The 16095-nt window shown below is 68.7% G+C and carries 22 protein-coding genes and 1 tRNA gene; 17 read left to right on the top strand and 6 right to left on the bottom strand.

Features of this window, described 5'->3' with window-relative positions:
- Nucleotides 1–45: 45 nt before the first annotated feature.
- Nucleotides 46–972: a KPN_02809 family neutral zinc metallopeptidase gene (gene ypfJ, locus ABD798_RS07310; RefSeq protein ID WP_344871934.1), complete on the bottom strand. Its 927-nt coding sequence runs from the start codon at nucleotides 970–972 to the stop codon at nucleotides 46–48.
- Nucleotides 973–1060: 88 nt separating this feature from the next.
- On the opposite strand from ypfJ, the gene ABD798_RS07305 reads away from it, so the two are divergent.
- From ABD798_RS07305 to ABD798_RS07295, 3 genes are read left to right on the top strand one after another with little or no spacing between them, the layout of a single operon-like run.
- Nucleotides 1061–2221 (top strand): alpha-hydroxy-acid oxidizing protein, encoded by a 1161-nt coding sequence (locus tag ABD798_RS07305; protein ID WP_344871932.1) that lies wholly within the window; start codon nucleotides 1061–1063, stop codon nucleotides 2219–2221.
- A 12-nt stretch (nucleotides 2222–2233) separates the two neighbouring features.
- A complete protein-coding gene (locus ABD798_RS07300) occupies nucleotides 2234–3385 on the top strand; it encodes an endonuclease/exonuclease/phosphatase family protein (protein ID WP_425549172.1) in 1152 nt (383 codons plus the stop codon).
- Nucleotides 3382–3954: a GNAT family N-acetyltransferase gene (locus tag ABD798_RS07295; RefSeq protein ID WP_344871930.1), complete on the top strand. Its 573-nt coding sequence runs from the start codon at nucleotides 3382–3384 to the stop codon at nucleotides 3952–3954. The genes ABD798_RS07300 and ABD798_RS07295 overlap by 4 nt, the downstream gene beginning before the upstream one ends.
- Nucleotides 3955–4017: 63 nt before the next feature.
- Here the strand turns inward: ABD798_RS07295 and ABD798_RS07290 are convergent, their stop codons facing one another.
- Nucleotides 4018–5724, bottom strand: a complete 1707-nt coding sequence (locus ABD798_RS07290) for a bifunctional metallophosphatase/5'-nucleotidase (protein ID WP_344871928.1) — start codon at nucleotides 5722–5724, stop codon at nucleotides 4018–4020.
- Nucleotides 5725–5907: 183 nt separating this feature from the next.
- Between ABD798_RS07290 and ABD798_RS07285 the strand changes: the two genes are divergently transcribed.
- The 6 genes from ABD798_RS07285 to ABD798_RS07260 all read left to right on the top strand — a co-directional run bounded on the left by ABD798_RS07285 (nucleotide 5908) and on the right by ABD798_RS07260 (nucleotide 8759).
- Nucleotides 5908–6339 (top strand): MarR family winged helix-turn-helix transcriptional regulator, encoded by a 432-nt coding sequence (locus ABD798_RS07285; RefSeq protein ID WP_425549190.1) that lies wholly within the window; start codon nucleotides 5908–5910, stop codon nucleotides 6337–6339.
- Between the two features lie 37 nt (nucleotides 6340–6376).
- Nucleotides 6377–6461: transfer RNA gene (locus ABD798_RS07280), tRNA-Ser, on the top strand.
- 121 nt (nucleotides 6462–6582) lie between these two features.
- A complete protein-coding gene (locus ABD798_RS07275) occupies nucleotides 6583–7323 on the top strand; it encodes a DddA-like double-stranded DNA deaminase toxin (RefSeq protein ID WP_344871926.1) in 741 nt (246 codons plus the stop codon).
- Nucleotides 7320–7739: an Imm1 family immunity protein gene (locus tag ABD798_RS07270; RefSeq protein ID WP_344871924.1), complete on the top strand. Its 420-nt coding sequence runs from the start codon at nucleotides 7320–7322 to the stop codon at nucleotides 7737–7739. Before ABD798_RS07275 ends, ABD798_RS07270 begins: the two co-directional genes overlap by 4 nt.
- Nucleotides 7740–7745: 6 nt before the next feature.
- Complete coding sequence (locus tag ABD798_RS07265) at nucleotides 7746–7901, top strand: hypothetical protein (protein WP_344871922.1); 156 nt, start codon at nucleotides 7746–7748, stop codon at nucleotides 7899–7901.
- Nucleotides 7902–7958: 57 nt separating this feature from the next.
- A complete protein-coding gene (locus ABD798_RS07260) occupies nucleotides 7959–8759 on the top strand; it encodes a lysophospholipid acyltransferase family protein (RefSeq protein WP_344871920.1) in 801 nt (266 codons plus the stop codon).
- Here the strand turns inward: ABD798_RS07260 and ABD798_RS07255 are convergent.
- Nucleotides 8698–9147, bottom strand: a complete 450-nt coding sequence (locus ABD798_RS07255; RefSeq protein WP_344871918.1) for an Lrp/AsnC family transcriptional regulator — start codon at nucleotides 9145–9147, stop codon at nucleotides 8698–8700. The two genes, ABD798_RS07260 and ABD798_RS07255, sit on opposite strands and share 62 nt — an antisense overlap.
- A gap of 92 nt (nucleotides 9148–9239) precedes the next feature.
- Here ABD798_RS07255 and ABD798_RS07250 point away from each other — a divergent pair, with 92 nt between their 5' ends.
- Genes ABD798_RS07250 through ABD798_RS07240 form a run of 3 tightly spaced genes read left to right on the top strand, consistent with a single transcriptional unit; the run spans nucleotide 9240 to nucleotide 10941 of the window.
- The gene (locus ABD798_RS07250) at nucleotides 9240–10067 is read left to right on the top strand and encodes an LLM class flavin-dependent oxidoreductase (RefSeq protein ID WP_344871915.1); all 828 of its coding nucleotides are present in this window, start codon (nucleotides 9240–9242) and stop codon (nucleotides 10065–10067) included.
- Nucleotides 10064–10480 carry a nucleoside deaminase gene (locus ABD798_RS07245; protein WP_344871912.1) on the top strand — a complete coding sequence of 139 codons (417 nt, stop codon included), beginning with the start codon at nucleotides 10064–10066 and terminating at the stop codon, nucleotides 10478–10480. The genes ABD798_RS07250 and ABD798_RS07245 overlap by 4 nt, the downstream gene beginning before the upstream one ends.
- 38 nt (nucleotides 10481–10518) lie before the next feature.
- Nucleotides 10519–10941, top strand: coding sequence for a VOC family protein (locus tag ABD798_RS07240; RefSeq protein WP_344871908.1), 423 nt, complete (start codon nucleotides 10519–10521; stop codon nucleotides 10939–10941).
- On the opposite strand, the gene ABD798_RS07235 is transcribed toward ABD798_RS07240, so the two are convergent.
- Entirely contained in the window at nucleotides 10942–11388 is a 447-nt protein-coding gene (locus tag ABD798_RS07235; protein ID WP_344871906.1) for a hypothetical protein, read from the bottom strand.
- A gap of 10 nt (nucleotides 11389–11398) precedes the next feature.
- The gene (locus tag ABD798_RS07230) at nucleotides 11399–11857 is read right to left on the bottom strand and encodes a hypothetical protein (protein ID WP_344871904.1); all 459 of its coding nucleotides are present in this window, start codon (nucleotides 11855–11857) and stop codon (nucleotides 11399–11401) included.
- A gap of 364 nt (nucleotides 11858–12221) precedes the next feature.
- On the opposite strand from ABD798_RS07230, the gene ABD798_RS07225 reads away from it, so the two are divergent.
- From ABD798_RS07225 to ABD798_RS07210, 4 genes are all read left to right on the top strand, one after another.
- Complete coding sequence (locus ABD798_RS07225) at nucleotides 12222–12740, top strand: hypothetical protein (RefSeq protein WP_344871902.1); 519 nt, start codon at nucleotides 12222–12224, stop codon at nucleotides 12738–12740.
- Nucleotides 12741–12897: 157 nt separating this feature from the next.
- Nucleotides 12898–13407 (top strand): hypothetical protein, encoded by a 510-nt coding sequence (locus ABD798_RS07220; protein ID WP_344871900.1) that lies wholly within the window; start codon nucleotides 12898–12900, stop codon nucleotides 13405–13407.
- 63 nt (nucleotides 13408–13470) lie between these two features.
- Complete coding sequence (locus ABD798_RS07215; RefSeq protein WP_344871898.1) at nucleotides 13471–13731, top strand: hypothetical protein; 261 nt, start codon at nucleotides 13471–13473, stop codon at nucleotides 13729–13731.
- Nucleotides 13728–14171 carry a PIN domain-containing protein gene (locus ABD798_RS07210; protein WP_344871896.1) on the top strand — a complete coding sequence of 148 codons (444 nt, stop codon included), beginning with the start codon at nucleotides 13728–13730 and terminating at the stop codon, nucleotides 14169–14171. The genes ABD798_RS07215 and ABD798_RS07210 overlap by 4 nt, the downstream gene beginning before the upstream one ends.
- On the opposite strand, the gene hisC is transcribed toward ABD798_RS07210, so the two are convergent.
- Nucleotides 14168–15223, bottom strand: coding sequence for a histidinol-phosphate transaminase (hisC, locus tag ABD798_RS07205; RefSeq protein ID WP_344871892.1), 1056 nt, complete (start codon nucleotides 15221–15223; stop codon nucleotides 14168–14170). The genes ABD798_RS07210 and hisC overlap by 4 nt on opposite strands.
- Before the next feature lie 139 nt (nucleotides 15224–15362).
- Here hisC and ABD798_RS07200 point away from each other — a divergent pair, with 139 nt between their 5' ends.
- Nucleotides 15363–16067: a dienelactone hydrolase family protein gene (locus tag ABD798_RS07200; RefSeq protein WP_344871889.1), complete on the top strand. Its 705-nt coding sequence runs from the start codon at nucleotides 15363–15365 to the stop codon at nucleotides 16065–16067.
- The last annotated feature ends 28 nt before the right edge of the window (nucleotides 16068–16095 follow it).

Raw genomic sequence — 16095 nt, 5'->3', positions numbered from 1 at the left:
CACAGCCCCGGGCCCTTACCCGGGGCTGTGGTGTGTCCTGGTGTGTCAGCCGAGGTCGTTGGTGCGGAAGGTGTCGCAGGAGTTCGGGTTGCCGGAGCGCAGCCCGGTGGTGAACCACTTCTGCCGCTGCTGCGAGCTGCCGTGGCTGAACTGGCTCGGATCGACCTTCCGCCCGCCGAGCTGCGACTGGATGAAGTCGTCGCCGATGCGGGCCGCCGCGTCCAGCGCGCCGTCGATGTCCTTCTGCGTGACCTGGGTGATCAGCGGCTTGCCCGAGCTGGTCGGCGTGGTCGTCGCGTGCTTCGCCCACGCGCCCGCGTAGCAGTCGGCCTGCAACTCTAGGCGCACCGAACCGGACGTCGGCCCGGTCGCGCTCCCGCGCACCTGACGCGAGGTGCCCAGCAGGTTCTGCACGTGGTGCCCGTACTCGTGCGCCAGCACGTACGCGTGCGTGAACGGTCCGCCCTGCGCACCGAACTTCTGCCTCAGCTCGGTGAAGAAGCCCAGGTCGATGTAGACCTCGGAGTCCGCGGGGCAGTAGAACGGCCCGACGTCGGAGGTCGCGCTGCCGCAGCGGGTGTTCACGCCACCGCGGAAGAAGTTGGTCGGCGCCGCCTGGTAGGTCCGCCCGGACTCGGCGAACTGCTGCTTCCAGTAGCCCTGGATCGAGTTGATCACCGCGACCAGCGCGCAGTCCTCCTTGGCGTTGGCGTCCGCCCCGGTCCGGCACTCCTCGGCCAGCCTGGCGTTGTCCACCCGGCCGCCGCGCTCCACCTGCTCCAGGCCGAATCCGGGCACCGCTGGCAGGTTCACCCCGCCGCCGATCTGCGAGAACAGGAAGTAGAGCACCAGCCCGACGATGCCGAGCCCGCCACCGCCGATGGCGACGCGGCCGCCGACCCCGCCACCTCCGGAGCCACGGAGGTCCTCCACCTGTGAGACGTCCAGATCGGCGTCCTCGTTGAACCGCACGGCTGCCTCCACGTGATGTGCTGCGAGCGCAGTCGAAGATATGCGAACCGCCTTCCGCCCACTCGTCGCGGCGGGTAGACATACCCCGGTGGGCCACTTCGGGGACTACCAACAGGAGATCTACGGCGACGTCGGTGAGGGACTGCCGATCACCTACGACGGCATGGAACGCGCGGCGGAGAGCGCGATGTCGGCCCAGGCCTTCGCCTTCGTCGCGGGAGCCGCCGGGACCGAGCGGACCGCGCGCGCCAACCCCGGAGCCTTCGACCGCTGGCGGCTCGTTCCGCGAATGCTGCGCGACGTTTCCCAGCGCGACCTGTCCACCACGCTCTTCGGCACCCCGATGGCCGCGCCCGTGCTGCTCGCTCCGGTCGGGCTCAACAGCATCGTGCACAACGACGCCGAGCTGGCCCCCGCCGCCGCGGCCGCAGCGCTCGGGCTCGTGCACGTCGTGTCCACGGCATCGACCACGCCGCTTGAGAAGATCGCCAACGCCGAGCCGGAGGGCCGCCGCTGGTTCCAGCTGTACTGGCCGCGCACCGACGAACTCGCGAAATCCCTTGTGACGCGGGCGGAACGCGCCGGGTACGAAGCGATCGTGCTGACCGTGGACACCAGCGCCGTGTCGTGGCGCCCGCGCGACCTCGGCTACCGCAACCTCCCGTTCCACAGCGGGCAGGGCATCGGCAACTACCTCACCGACCCGGTGTTCCGCGCGGGGCTCTCCGCGCCGCCGGAGTCCGGCGAGGACGCCATGCGCGCCGCGATCGACGAGTGGTCGCGGCAGTTCGGCAACCCCGCGCTGACCTTCGCCGACCTCGCGCGACTGAAGTCCTGGACCAAGCTTCCCGTTGTGGTCAAAGGGATCTGCCACGCCGAGGACGCGCGCGCCGTCGTCGACGCCGGGGCTGACGGGATCATCGTGTCCAACCACGGCGGTCGCCAGGTCGACGGTGCGCGCGCCGCGCTGGACTGCCTCCCCGACGTCGTCGGAGCGCTCCCGGGCACTGTCCCGGTGCTCTTCGACTCCGGAATTCGTTGTGGCGCAGACATGATGGTCGCGCTGTCGCTCGGCGCGTCGGCCGTTCTCGTTGGCAGGCACTGGGTCTACGGACTCGGTGTCGCGGGGCGGCGCGGCGTCGAGCACGCCATGCGCTGCCTGCTCGCCGAGTTCGACCTGATGCTCGCGCTCTCCGGTTACGCCAACCCCGCCCAGCTGGACCGCACCAGTGTGGTGCGGGAGTCCTGAGGAGTTCGAAAGTTGTTCCGACGCAGTCTCACCGCCGCGCTCGCCCTGGTGGTCATAGCCGCTCCGACGGCCGTTGCCGAGCACAAGCTCACCACGCGCTTCGCCACCTTCAACGCGTCGCTGAACCGCGCGACGGAGGGTGAGCTGCTCGCCAATCTGTCCACCAAGGACGACCCGCAGGCGCGCAAGGTCGCCGAGGTCGTGCAGCGCGTCCGGCCGGACGTGTTGCTGCTCAACGAGTTCGACTACGTCTCGGGTAACCGCGCCGTGGACGCGTTCCGCCGCAACTACCTCGAAGTCGGCCAGCAGGGTGCGCAGCCGATCCAGTACCGCCACGCCTACACGGCTCCGGTCAACACCGGCGTCCCGACCGGCGTCGACCTCAACAACGACGGCAAGATCGGCGGCGGGGACGACGCGTACGGCTTCGGGTTGTTCCCGGGGCAGTACGGGATGGTCGTGCTTTCGAAGCACCCGATCGACACCGCAGCGGTCAGGACCTTCCAGAAGTTCCGGTGGGCCGACATGCCGGGCTCGAAGCTGCCGAGGGACTACTACTCCAAGCAGGCTCAGGACATCCTGCGGCTGTCGTCGAAGTCGCACTGGGACCTGCCCGTCCAGGTCGGCCGCAAGAAGGTGCACTTCCTCGTGTCGCACCCGACCCCGCCCACCTTCGACGGCCCCGAGGACCGCAACGGCAAGCGCAACCACGACGAGATCCGCTTCTGGGCCGACTACGTCAACCCGGGCAAGGGCGGCTACATCTACGACGACGCCGGCAAGCGCGGCGGGCTCGCGTCCGGGCCGTTCGTCTTCGCCGGCGACCAGAACTCCGACCCCGTCGACGGCGACAGCGACAACCTGCCCGCGCAGCTGCTCCTCAAGGCGCACAAGGTGATCGATCCCAAGCCGCACAGCATCGGCGCCGTCGAGGCCTCGCTCGTGCAGGGCGGGGCGAACAAGGACCAGCGCGGGCCGTCCTGGCAGGACACCGGCGACTTCAACGACAAGACCCCCGGGAACCTGCGCATCGACTACGTGCTGCCGTCGCTGCCGCTGATCCCCGTGCGCGCCGGGGTGTTCTGGGAGCCGAGCCACTCGCCGCTCGCGCGCCTGAACGACGCCTCCGACCACCACGCCGTCTGGGTGGACGTGATCGGATGAGCGAGCAGGTCGTGACCACGTGGTCCCTGGAACAGAACGACCCTGACGGGCTCCGTCAAGCGAAACCGCCCGCCGAGCCGGTCGACCTGGTGCGCGTGGACGTGCCCAGCCCGGAGTTCAGCCGCTTCCTCTACACCGCGGTCGGCGGGGACTGGCACTGGACGGATCGGTTGGGGTGGAACCACAAGCGCTGGTCGGAGTGGCTGGAGCGGCCGGGCGTCGAGACCTGGGTGCTGTACTCGCGCGGCACTCCGGCCGGCTACGTCGAGCTGGAGGCGCAGCCGAACGACCAGGTGGAGATCACCTGCTTCGGTCTGCTGCCGGGCTTCGTCGGGCGTGGGCTCGGCGGCCACATGCTGCACGAGGCCGGAGTGCGCGCGTGGAACCTCGCGCAGCGCTGGCCGCAGCTCCAGCCGACGAAGCGCGTGTGGGTGCACACGTGCTCGCTGGACGGCCCTTCCGCGCTGGCGAACTACAAGGCGCGCGGCTTCGAGGTCTTCCGCGTCGAGGAGGAGACGATCGAGGTCTCTGACACGCCCATCGGACCGTGGCCGGGGGCCCGGAACTAGGAAAACCTCTTGAGGACAGCGAAAGGGCGCCCTGGGAGTCCCAGAGCGCCCTTTCTGCCGTTGCTACTTCGCGGTGATCCGGTCGGTCGCCGGGGGAGCCGCGTTGGGGTTCTTCCCCAGGTACTCGATGAACGAGTCCAGGTCGACAGCACCGCCCGTGAGCTCGGTGCCCTTGGACAGCTCGGTGAAGCCGTCACCGCCGCCCTGGAGGAAGTTGTTCACCGTCACCCGGTACTTGGTGGCGTCCTGCACCGGCTGCCCGGCCACGGTGATGCCGGAGATCCTCGAGCCCTTGGGGGCGCCAGCGGTCCAGGTGTACTTCAGCGTGCTGGACGGCTGGAGGATGCGCATGATCGCCGCACCGTCCGGACCGGTCTGGAACTGCTGCTCCAGCACGGTCTTGATCTGCGCCCCGGTCAGCGAGACCGTCTGCAGGATGTTGGCGAAGGGCTGCACGGTGTAGGCCTCGCCGTAGGTCACGACGCCGTCGCCCTCCGGCCCCTTGAACACCAGGTCGGCGCGCACACCGCCCGGGTTCATCAGCGCGATCTGCGCACCGGCGCCCTTGGTCGACTCCAGCTGCGCGTCCGCGATCATGTTGCCCAGCTGCGACTCACCGGAGGGCACAGCAGCCCGCATGACGTCGGCGCTGATCGTGCCGACAGCACGGCCCGCGATCGGGGCTGCCTTGGTCTTGGCCTCCTCGACCAGTGCCTTGGTCGCCTTGTCCTCGGGCACGTCACGGGTGACGACCTGGTTGAACGGCTTCACCGTCGACCGGATGATGTCGCGGGTCCACCAGTCGATCTTGGCGTCCACCACGGACAGGATGCGGCCGAACGAGGCGCCCTGGAGCACCGGGCGCGGCTTGCCGGACGGGTCGTTGATGGAGCACACGTACTGCTGGTGGCTGTGCCCGGTGAAGATCGCGTCGACCTTGGACGAGGCGCGCTGCGCGATGTCCCGCGCGGGCCCCGGCGTGGTCTTGCAGTCGTTCGGGCCGCCACCCTCGGTGTTGTCACCCTGGTGCAGCAGCACGACCTGGGCCTTCACGCCGAGGCGGTCCAGCAGGTTCGCGGTCCGGTCGATCGCCTTGACCTCGTCCTCGAACTTGAGGCCCTTGACGGCATCGGCGGAGACGACGGTCGGCAGGTCCTTCAGCGGGACGCCGATGACGCCGATCGGCATCAGCCCGGAGAACTCGATCGAGAACGGCATGAGCGCGGGTGCGCCGGTCTTCTCGAAGGTCATGTTGGCGGCCAGCATGGGGAACTTGGCGCCCTTGAAGGACTTGCGGAACTGGCAACCGTCCTTGGGGTGGCAGCCGCCGCGGATCATCCGCTTCAGCTCCTCGTAGCCCTCGTCCAGCTCGTGGTTGCCGATCGCGGAAGCCTTGACGTCCAGCGAGTTCAGGAACTCGATGGTCGGCTCGTCGTGGAACAGGGCGGACACCGCGGGCGAGCCGCCGATGTTGTCGCCGGCGGACAACAGGATCGAGTCGCGCGCCTGGCTGCGCAGGTTCTTCAGGTGGGTGGCGAGGTAGGCCGCCCCACCGGCGTCGACGGTCTTGCCGTCGGAGAGCGTGATCCGGCCTGAGGAGCCGGACGGCGGCTCCAGGTTGCCGTGGAAGTCGTTGAAGGCGATCAGCCGAACGTCGCTCGTCCAGCCGCGCGGGGTGGCGGCAGCGGTCCCGCTCGTGCCGGCCACCAGTGCTGCGGCGGCGAGCGCGACGATCGCGAGCGCGCGGCCGCGCCGGGTGGTCGTGGTCATACTTGCGTCCTCCTCCAGGCGCCTGCGGGGGCGCACGGGCGTGGAGTGTGCCCGCTGGCACCCGCCGGCACCAGGTCAAACGGTTACATCGTGATGAAGGGCAGATACCGGGTGGGTACGCATAGCCTTGACGGTGTGACCCGGATTACCGACACCGAGCCCCGTTGGCTGGACGACAAGGAGATGCGCGCGTGGCGCGCCTACATCGTCGGTTCCCAGATGCTGTCATACCGACTGCACCGGGAGCTCCAGGACAACCACGGCCTCGCGCTCGCCGACTACGAGATCCTCGTCCGGCTCTCCGAGCAGCCCGGCCTGCGGCTGCGGATGAGCGTGCTCGCCGGTGACATGGCCTCCTCCAAGAGCCGCCTCTCGCACCAGGTCACCAGGATGGAACAGGCGGGCCTGGTCATCAGGACCGAGTGCCCCAGCGACGGCAGGGGCGTCTTCGCCGAGCTCACCGACAAGGGCGTCGAGGTCCTCAACACCGCAGCCCCCACCCACCTCAACGGCGTCCGCACCCACCTCATCGACCTCATCACCGACGAGGAGCAGGCCGTCCTGGCCAGCGTCTTCGAGCGCGTCGACGAGCACCTGCGCGGCCAACGCAACTGATCTTGACTGCGCGGGCTAGGCTGCCCGTGCACGACAGGGAAGTGTGGCAGAGCGGCCGAATGCACCCGCCTTGAAAGCGGGAGACCTTCACGGGTCCGGGGGTTCAAATCCCTCCACTTCCGCGTTCTGAGCAGCGAAAACAGGGGTGGCTCGCCGGTCGGCGAGCCACCCCTGTTCTGCTCCATCGGGTGGCGTTCTCCGGAACCGGTCCGCCGCCGGACAAGCGTCGGCATGGTCGAGGCTGTGTCCATCCGCAGCGACTTGATCGCGGCCGTCCGGGCCGCCGTGAGCGGGCTGCCCTTTGAACTTGTCGACGCCGCCGAGGAAGCCATCGACTCGGCTGCGACGCATTGGCAGCACGCGACCCTGAGCGGACTCGACGATGCGGTCGACGAGGTGCACTTCAGGTTCGAGGCGGCCAAAGACGATCTACATGCTGTACGGAGCCTTCTGGCTCAGGTACCGATCCGAGTCGAGGCGTGGATCGTGGGTCTTGGCGGTCGTGCCCTTCCCGGTGCTCCATCCGCAGCTGCCGAAGTAACTCCCGCTGAGCGTGCTCGCGTTCTCGAACGCCAGCGTGCGACTTTGACTCCGGGAGCGCCTGGAACTCGCGCGCTGGGCAAGTGGGTGGCGCCGAACGGCACGGTGCACGAGCTGTCCAGTGGGCCTGGCGAGTGGTTCGGCCCCACGCAGGAGTGGGCGCGTGAGCGCGGACATGCTCCGCCGGTCGGGATGTGGATGATGGCCAGGCACATCGAGTTGCAGTTCGCGATCCGAATGCGCGCGATGCTCCGAAGCCGGTCAGCAAGCGCTGGACCGTTGCACGAGACGATCGCGATCGACAGGCCGCCCTGCCAGCCTGTGGTTCCAGGTGGGCAGTCCTGCGACACGCTGCTTTCGCTGTTTCTGCCGCCCGGCTCATCGCTGACGGTGCTGGTGGAAGATGGCAGCCGGTACACCTACCAAGGGGTCGAACAGAAATGACCATCAACGTCGCGTGGCAGACCCGGCACACCGGTGCCTGGACCACCACCCGTGTGGAGATTGGCGACCCGGCCGACATTCCCGCGATGCTGCAACGCCTTGAAACCGAGCAAGGGCTGGACGCCACTGCTGTTCACCTGGACCGACCCCGCATCGCTCCTCATGACCACCCGGACCACGATCTCCGGTTCGGCGTGCGTCGTCGTGATGGTGGCTGCGTCGGAGCGATCTTCTTCGCTGACACGGCTGGCTCGTGGGTGACCTTGGGTGAGGGGCCCGAAGAAGGGCCGGTCTATGCCGAGATGGAGTTTCCGGCGCGCTGTGAGGTCTCCCTGAACCAACTCGAAGGCGCGTTGATCGAGTTCCTGCGCACGCGGCAGCGGCCGACAACCGTCGACTGGCAACCCATTGAGTAGCGGGACATGGAAAACAATTCCCCAGAACTGGTGACGGAGCGGCGCAAGCTCGACGAGTTGATCGCGGCGGCTGAGGCGGAGCACGGGGCGATCACTGCCGAGGAGATCGAGGAGAAGCGGCAGGCGCTCCTCCGTGCGCGGGAAGTAGTTGTGGAGAACTGAGCCGGGTGGACATGTGGGTGTCAGCTGGGGTTCAAGGGCGGGCGCCACAGTCGGGGTATGACAGCGCATGCCTGGATGCCGCAGTCGCCCTGCGGAGTGGGATGCCTACAGGACGAGAGCGCGGTGGCGCCGCTGAGGCAGGCGCTGCGCGTGGTGGCGCTCGTGGTGGTGGTGCTGGCGGCGCCGTTGTGCCTGCTGGGAGGCCGCAGGTGGTGGTTCCGGGCGGTGCTCAAGGCGGTGGGGGCGAAGCTCAGGATCATCGGGGAAGCAGAGAAGCACGGTGGCGTGCTGGTGGTGGGGAACCACACGTCGTGGATGGACATCGTGGCGGTGAACGCGGTGCAGCCGGCTCGCGCGCTGGCCAAGGGGGAAGTGCGGGACTGGCCGGTGATCGGAGCGCTCGCCAAGAGAGCAGGCACGGTGTTCGTGGACCGGGCGAAGCTCTCCGCGTTGCCAGCGACGGTCGAAGAGCTGGCGGGGGTACTGCGTGGCGGAGCGGCGGTGAGCGTGTTCCCGGAGGGGACGACGTGGTGCGGGCGCGAATCGGGGCACTACAAGCCAGCGGCGTTCCAAGCGGCGATCGACGCGGGCGTGCCGGTGCGACCGCTGGCGTTGCGGTTCGTGGTGGGCGGTAAGCCGACGACGGCGACGGCGTTCCTGGGCGAAGAAACGTTCCTGGCGGCGTTGCAGCGCACGGTTGCCTTGCGGGGCCTGGAGATCGAGGTCCACGTGTTGCCGCTGATCGACAGCGGCGGTCAGACGAGGCGGAGCCTGGCGGTGCGGGCAGAGGAATCAGTCAGGACGGTCGCTGAGGACCGCGATAGGGCAGCGTCTGGCTGTACACCACATTGGTCGTAGTGCTACCGAAGTGCGCCAGGTCGTCGATGATCTTCTCCAGGTGCTCCATGGAGCCAGCGGCGACCTTGAGGGTGTAGCAGTCGTCGCCGGTGGTGCGCAGGCACTCCAAGATCTCGGTGCGCTCGCCGAGCATCTGGTGCAGTGGTTGGTGCCGGTTGCCGGGGTACTTGAGCCGCACGACGGCGAGCACGGGGTAGCCGACCTTGGTCAGGTCGACGGTGGCGCGGTAGCCGCTGATCACGCCCGCGGCCTCCAAGCGCTTCACGCGCTCGGTCGTGGCGGACGCGCTGAGGTTCACCCGGCGGCCGAGCTCGGTGAGCGGGAGGCGGCCGTCGCGCTGGAGCTCGACGAGGATCTCCCAGTCGGTCGGATCGAGAGTCTCGGTCATGGGCCGAAAATACCGCGAGATCCACTGCGTTACGCGCTTAACGCCGTGATGAATCCCTTCACTGTCCGAGCACCGCTTCCTAGGCTTGAGCTGTGGAAATCGGTGTGAACGTGCCGAACTTCGGCCCAGGGACGGACCCGGCGACGCTGCGGGCGTGGGCCCAGACCGTCGAGGGTCTTGGCTTCGACCTGCTGATGATGTCCGACCACGTCGCGGTGACCCCCGACGTCGCGGAGCAGTACCCGGCGCCGTTCTACGAGCCGTTCACGACGCTGTCCTGGCTCGCCGGGATCACCGACCGCATTCGCCTCGGCACCACGGTGGTCGTCGCGCCGTACCGCCACCCGTTGGTGCTGGCGCGCATGTCGTCGAACCTCAACGAGCTGAGCGGAGGGCGGTTCATCCTCGGCGTCGGCGTCGGCTGGGCACGCCAGGAGTTCGCCGCGCTGGGCGTGCCGTTCGAGCGGCGCGGACGCCTGACCGACGAAGCCCTCCAGACGCTGCGCGAGGTCTGGCAGGACGAGAACGACTACGGCTCCAAGCGAATCCCGATCTGGGTGGGCGGCAACAGCGACGCCGCGCTGCGCAGGGCTGTGCGCTTCGGCGACGCGTGGCACATGCTGCGGTTCACCCCGGCCTGGATGCGCGCGGCTGTGGCGAAGCTGCCTGAGACGGGAGCCCCGGCGCTGGCGCCCCGGATCGCTCTGCGGCTCACGGACAAGCCCGTGCTGGACGCGGATCGCCTTGCCGGAGAAGGAACTGTCGACCAGATCGCCGAGGACATCGCGGAGCTTCGAGCGCTGGGCGCCGAATCCCTGCTGCTCGACCCGTTCAACGGTGACCCCCAGGAGACGCTGCGACCGGAGGCCGCCTGGAAGGCGCTGGCCACCATCGCCGACATCAGGAAGGACCTCCAGTGACCGAGGAATTTCTCCGCCGCGCCATCGGGCTCGCCCACGAGGCGCATGACAACGGCAACCCGCCCTTCGGATCGCTGCTGGTCGGACCGAACGGTGACGTGCTGATCGAGGAGCGCAACAGCTCGATCACCGACTCCGACATCACCGCGCACCCCGAGCTGAAACTTGCCAGGTGGGCAGCTCGCGAGCTGGACGCGGAGACCGCCGCGGGCACGACCATGTACACCAGCTGCCAGCCGTGCGGCATGTGCGACGGCGCGATCGCGCGCTCCGGGCTGGGGCGTGTGGTGTTCGCCCTGTCCACCGAGCAGCTGCTGAGCATCAAGACCGGAGGCGATTTCCCCGTGGTGCCCAAGGAAGGCCCCGCGCTCTTCGAAGAAGCGAAGGCCGCCGTCGCCAGCTACTACTCCTGAGGACACTGGCTGACCTAGATGGCTGTCAGGGTCGCGGCATGACCCAGTCGAAACACCCCGCGACCCTGCACACCTACCTCAGCTACCGCGACGCCAACGCGGCACTTCGTTGGCTGGAAAGGGCTTTCGGCTTCGAGACCACCGCCGAGTTCCCCGACGACAAGGGCGGCGTCGCCCACGCCGAGCTGCGCCGCGAGGACGTCGCGATCATCGTCTTCAGCGACGACGGCGCCGGGTACGACCGCTCCGAGCTGCGCGGTCCGACCACCGGGCACGGCCTCTACGTCAGCCTGCCGTCGGAGGACGCGGTGGACGCGGTCTTCGCGACGGCGGTCGCCCGTGGGGCCACCGAGGTGTGGAAGCCGGAGAAGTCCCAGTGGAACTACCGCTGCCGGGTGCTCGACCTGGAGGGCTACGAGTGGACCTTCGGCATCCACGTGCCCGGAAGGCCGATGGGGTAGCTAGCGGCGGAACTGGTTGCGGTGCTTGCGCCCGACGGCGCGAGCCCGCAGCACCAGGTCGTCGACGACCTCGGGGCTGGTGAGCGGCGCCTCGCCGGTCTCCGAGCAGCACGTCGGACGCGTGCGCTTCCAGCTCGGCGGCGGGGTCACACCCGCCAGCTCGTAGAGCCGGTCGTAGACGTTGCGGCCGGGGTCGCCGTCCTCGTGCGGGCCGACCAGCAGTACCCACGCCGAAGACCGGTTCTCGAACGCCACCACGACGCGGTCGTTGCCGCGCAGGTGTTTCACGCACAGGTGGGGCAACGGCTCAGGCCCGGTGACGCGGTAGCCCAGCGCCGCGCAGCCCCGGTTGGCCAGGTCGTCGAGGAACGTCTCGTACGCCTTGCGGGCCGGGCCGCGCAGTCCGGCGGCCTGGGACCCGGCGAGCGTGGTTTCGGTGACCCTCACCCGGTACGCCTCAGCTGTCCGCCTCTGCCTGGCGGACCACTCTGCCCTCGCCACGGTGCATCTGATCGATGCTCTCCGCCAGGTCCTCGCGGTCGAGCAGCGCCAGGTCGCTGAGCCGCCGGTAGACCTCGTCGAGCAGTCCCCTGGTCTTGCCCGCCCTGCGGAGGTCTGTCACCAGGTGCAGGACCTCGTGCAGCCGTGCCGGGTCGAGCAACATCCTCGGTTCCGTGCTGAGCACGGTCAGCACGCCTTCGTGCGCCCACGCGCGCACGGTCTTGTCGGTCATGTCCAGCAGGGCACCCGCGACCACGGGCCGGACCGGTGGCACCTGCGCCAGGATGCGGTCGGCGACGTCGACGAGCTTCTTGCGCCGGTGGTCGTCCAGCGGTAGCGACTCCGCCACCTCTTCGATGTCCTCGACCTGCTCGAACAGGTCCATCAACTGGCGGGTCTCCTCGGTGACCGTCATGGCGACCTCCCCGTCCGGTTCGACTACCGAGTATGCGCCCAGTTCTCGGTAGACGTCAAGGCGTGGTTTCGTTCCCGGGCGAAGAGTCAAAAATGTGAAAGGCAAGTGTTCCGCGCGTTTGGCTGTCCGACTTGATGTGCCCTTGAGCTGCAACTTTCGCAAATGGAGCAGCGTTTTGTCATATCACTCCGTGATCGAGCGATGGCGCTGCGTTTCCTTGGCTGATCAGAATCCGCCGATACATGCGCTTCGAATAATGTCAATATGGTTGTGGTCGTGAACGCTGCTTACGCTCTTGCTCACTTGGGGAACCGAGGTCCCGCCCCCTGTAGGGGCCTTGGTGTGAATGACATCAGGAGAGCTAATGCGATTCAGGACCGCGGTGACCTCCACCGCCCTCGCATTCACCGCGACGATCGTTCCCGCCGCGGTCGGCCTCGGCGCACAGGCCTTCGCCGCCTGCCCGGAGGTGGGGGAGGTCTACTACTCGATCTCCAACGGCGCGAAGGACTGGAAGGCCACCAACCTGCGCAGCGACTACCTCACCGGTCCTGGTGCGATCACCTACACCAAGAGCGCGACCTCCGAGACCAACGCGTCGCTGACCGGGACGACCACGGCGGAGGCCGGGGCGATCTTCGCGAAGGCCAGCGTCTCGCTGGGCGTCCAGGTCGGCAAGAGCTGGTCGAAGACGGACTCGTGGTCCTACCGCGCCGATGTTCCTGCCGGGCAGACCAAGCGCCTCCAGCAGTACAAGGAAGCACGCAAGTTCACGGTCAAGAAGACCACCATCGTCGCCCCCTGCAATGTCAAGACGGTGTGGACGAAGAATGTTGTCGCCCCGGTGAAGAACAATAACTTCCTCTGGAAGCTCACGAGCTGACACACTGGGCGCAGTGGGGCGATCGGTGGCGGTCGCCCCACTTTTCACGTCTTTTGTTCACCTTTCGGGCTGAAGTGAAACCGGCGCGCCCGAAAAGGGCTCGCTTTATCGATGCCGAGTCCCCTGCGCTGCGGTGATAGTGCCATTATCTCCCGCCGTGACCCGCATACTGAACGCGGCGCTGTCCGCCGCCCTTGCCTGCGCCGGGGTGAGCGCGCTGAGCGCTCCGGCCGCCTTTGCCGCTTGTGCCGAAGCCGGACAGGTTTCGTATTCCGTCTCCGGCGCCGCCACTTCCTGGTTGCCGACAGACCTGCGCAGCGACCACCTCGAAGGTCCGGGCGAGATCATTTTCGACGCCTGGGCCGACGTCCGCGCGAATGCCGTGCTCGCCGGTGTTCCCAGGGCGGAGGCGGAAAGGATCTTCACTTCCGCCAGGACCTCGCTGCGCGCCGCCGTGGTCGTCAGCCACGCGCACGGAGCGCGCTGGAACCACTCCGCCAAGGTGCCCGCCGGGCAGATCCGCCGGGTCCAGCAGTACGTCGAGGCGCGCACCTTCACCGTGCGCAAGACCTCCGTGACCCCGTCCTGCGCCGTGAAGACCGCGTGGACGAAGAAGATCACCGCGCCGCTCAGGAGCGGTTCCTACCAGTGGCGCCTGGTGGCCTGACCCGCTCCGGCAGTCGGGTGGGAAGCATCGACGACGTCCCACCCTCGGCGTACCGTGGGTGACATGACCAGTTACCGGCTCGTCCTCGACGCCAAGCGGCGGCCGACGCTGCCCGCGCAGCTGCTGCGCGACGCGGAGCTGCCGGAAGCCAAGGAACTGGTGGCCAGGGTCGTCGGACCCGGCCGCATCGTGCTGGAGGACCCCAGGGCCGCGCTCGGCAGGCTCCAGGCCGCGGTCGCGGAGGGCAAGCGCGCCAAGGGCGTCGACGCCTCGATGGAGTCCGCGCTGCTGGAGTCGCGGGCCGAGGACGCCGAGCGCGAATGAGCCTCCCGGAAGGCCCGGTGCTGCTCGACGCCTCGTTCGTGCTCGCGCTGCTCGACGGCGAACCGCGCGCCCAGCCCTACGCCGAAGTCCTGCCGAACTCGCTGATCACCTCGGTGAACCTCGGCGAGGTGCTGTACTGCCTCGCCCAGTCCGCCGGGATCGACTCCCTGGCCGCGACCGCCGAGATCGAGGCGATGGGCGTTGCCGTGGTGCCGCTGGAGACCGAGCACGCGCAGCGCTTCGCCGAGCTGAAGCGGATCGACGCGGGCCTGCGCCGCACCCGGGACCGCAGGCTCGGCAAGCTCTCCCTCGGCGACCTGTGCTGCCTCGCGTTCGCGTGGGAGGCGGGCGTGCCCGTCCTCACCGGCGACCGGCACTGGACGACGGTCGCCGGGGCGGGCATGCCCGTCGAAGTGATCGACTTCCGACTGAGCGGCTAGCCGACCAGGAAGCTCCGCGCGGCGGCAAGGAACAGGTCGTTCTCCTCGGCCGTGCTGATCGTCACGCGCGCGCCCTCCTCGCCGAACGCCCGAACGACGAGCTTCTGCTCAAGGCAGTGCGCGTTGAACGCGGGCGTGCGCTCAGCCAGCGGCAGCCAGACGAAGTTCGCCTGGGTCTCCGGCACCTCGTAGCCCATCGCGAGCAGCTCGGCGCGCACCCGCTCGCGCTCCGCGGAGATCACCCGGCAGCGCTCCATCAGCTCGTCCTCGGCGTCCAGCGACGCGATCGCCGCCGCCTGCGCGATCATGTTCACGCTGAACGGCACGCAGACCTTGCGCATCGCCGCCGCGACCTCCTCGGGCGCGTAGCAGTAGCCCACGCGCAGCCCGGCAAGGCCGTACGCCTTGGAGAACGTGCGCAGCACGGCCACGTTGTCGCGCCCGCGAGCCACCTCGATGCCGTCGGGCACGTCGGGGTCGGTGATGAACTCCTTGTACGCCTCGTCCAGCACGACCAGCGGGCCCCTCGGCACGGCGTCGAGGAAGCGCTCCAGCTCCGCGCGCCGCAGCGTGGTCCCGGTCGGGTTGTTGGGCGTGCACACGTAGATCACCCGGGTGTCGTCGGTGATCGCGGCGAGCATCGCGTCCAGGTCGAGCGCGTGTGCTCCGGTCAGCGGAACCTTGATCGCCCGTGCGCCACCGATCTGCGTGACGATCGGGTAGGCCTCGAAGGAGCGCCACGGGAACATCACACCGTCGCCGGGCTCGCACATCGCCTGCACGAGCTGCTGGCACAGCGCGACCGAGCCGCAGCCGACCGCGAGCCTGGACGGCTCGACGGAGAGCTTCGCGGCCAGGCGGTCCACCAGCGCCGTCACGCCCATGTCCGGGTAGCGGTTGATCCCGGCGGCGGCTTCGGCGATCACGCCGCGCACGCTGGGCAGCGGGCCGAGGGAGACCTCGTTGCTGGCCAGTTTGATCGCGCCGGGGATCGTCCTGCCGGGCAGGTAGCCGGGCAGTGTCTCCAGGTCCGGCCGGGTCCGCACGGTCATCGCCGCTCCTTCGTTCCGCTGCTGGTCGAACACCCGAAGACGAACCTAATGCACGAATTCCACCGGGCGGCTCGCGGTTGTTGCTCCGTATGGTTGGTCACGTTGACTGGTGTTCACCCCCACGTGATTGGCTGGCTTTATGACGCAGACCCGCACCGAAACGCTCCAGCTCACCGACGGCAGCGAACTCCGCTGCACGGTCGCGGAACCGGACACGGCGGTTCGTGGCGGTCTTGTCCTGCTGCACCAGGCCAGAGGGGTCACCGACGCGATCCGCGACGTCGCGGCGAGCCTGGCGCAGGAGGGCTGGCTGACCATCGCGCCGCACCTCTACCACCGGGACGGCGACGACCAGGTCCACGACCCCGAGGACGCCGAGAGCATCCTCGACCAGGTCAGCAGGCTCTCCGCCGACTCCGTGCTGGCCGACACCGACGCCGCCTTCGTGTGGCTGGCCCAGCAGGGCGTCGAGTCCGACCGGATGGGCGTCGTCGGCTTCGGCGTCGGCGGTTCGGTCGCGCTGTTCGTGGCGACCAGCCGCAGCATCGGCGCGGCGGTCACCGTCGCCGGCGCGGGCATCGTCTCCGCGCTCTCGCCCAACCTGCCGCCGCTGGTGGAGGTCGCGGGCGAGCTGACGTGCCCGTGGCTGGGCATCTACAGCGAGCAGTACACGATGATCCCGCGCGAGGACGTGGAGAAGCTGCGCGACGCCGCCTCCTCCGCGAAGGTCGCCACCGACGTCGTCGTGTACTCCGGCCCGATCGACCCGCACGCCGAGGACCCCCGCGCGGCGGCGGAGACGTGGCAGCGCACCCTCAACTGGTTCGACTCGCACCTGAGGTAGATCTGGGCCACATCCCTGGTCCTGCGCC

The sequence above is a fragment of the Allokutzneria multivorans genome (assembly GCF_039537405.1).
GTDB classification, from domain to species: Bacteria; Actinomycetota; Actinomycetes; order Mycobacteriales; family Pseudonocardiaceae; genus Allokutzneria; species Allokutzneria multivorans.
Note: the sequence above shows the minus strand (reverse complement) of the source record. Positions and strands in the feature narration are given on the sequence as shown.

What these genes read in the sequence shown, in the direction of transcription:
- ABD798_RS07295 (WP_344871930.1), top strand. Translation starts at nt 3,382, where the DNA reads ATGAGCGAGCAGGTCGTGACCACGTGGTCCCTGGAACAGAACGACCCT.
- ABD798_RS07290 (WP_344871928.1), bottom strand. Translation starts at nt 5,724, where the DNA reads ATGACCACGACCACCCGGCGCGGCCGCGCGCTCGCGATCGTCGCGCTC.
- ABD798_RS07285 (WP_425549190.1), top strand. Translation starts at nt 5,908, where the DNA reads ATGCGCGCGTGGCGCGCCTACATCGTCGGTTCCCAGATGCTGTCATAC.
- ABD798_RS07270 (WP_344871924.1), top strand. Translation starts at nt 7,320, where the DNA reads ATGACCATCAACGTCGCGTGGCAGACCCGGCACACCGGTGCCTGGACC.
- ABD798_RS07265 (WP_344871922.1), top strand. Translation starts at nt 7,746, where the DNA reads ATGGAAAACAATTCCCCAGAACTGGTGACGGAGCGGCGCAAGCTCGAC.
- ABD798_RS07260 (WP_344871920.1), top strand. Translation starts at nt 7,959, where the DNA reads ATGACAGCGCATGCCTGGATGCCGCAGTCGCCCTGCGGAGTGGGATGC.
- ABD798_RS07255 (WP_344871918.1), bottom strand. Translation starts at nt 9,147, where the DNA reads ATGACCGAGACTCTCGATCCGACCGACTGGGAGATCCTCGTCGAGCTC.
- ABD798_RS07240 (WP_344871908.1), top strand. Translation starts at nt 10,519, where the DNA reads ATGACCCAGTCGAAACACCCCGCGACCCTGCACACCTACCTCAGCTAC.
- ABD798_RS07230 (WP_344871904.1), bottom strand. Translation starts at nt 11,857, where the DNA reads ATGACGGTCACCGAGGAGACCCGCCAGTTGATGGACCTGTTCGAGCAG.
- ABD798_RS07225 (WP_344871902.1), top strand. Translation starts at nt 12,222, where the DNA reads ATGCGATTCAGGACCGCGGTGACCTCCACCGCCCTCGCATTCACCGCG.
- ABD798_RS07215 (WP_344871898.1), top strand. Translation starts at nt 13,471, where the DNA reads ATGACCAGTTACCGGCTCGTCCTCGACGCCAAGCGGCGGCCGACGCTG.
- ABD798_RS07210 (WP_344871896.1), top strand. Translation starts at nt 13,728, where the DNA reads ATGAGCCTCCCGGAAGGCCCGGTGCTGCTCGACGCCTCGTTCGTGCTC.
- hisC (WP_344871892.1), bottom strand. Translation starts at nt 15,223, where the DNA reads ATGACCGTGCGGACCCGGCCGGACCTGGAGACACTGCCCGGCTACCTG.
- ABD798_RS07200 (WP_344871889.1), top strand. Translation starts at nt 15,363, where the DNA reads ATGACGCAGACCCGCACCGAAACGCTCCAGCTCACCGACGGCAGCGAA.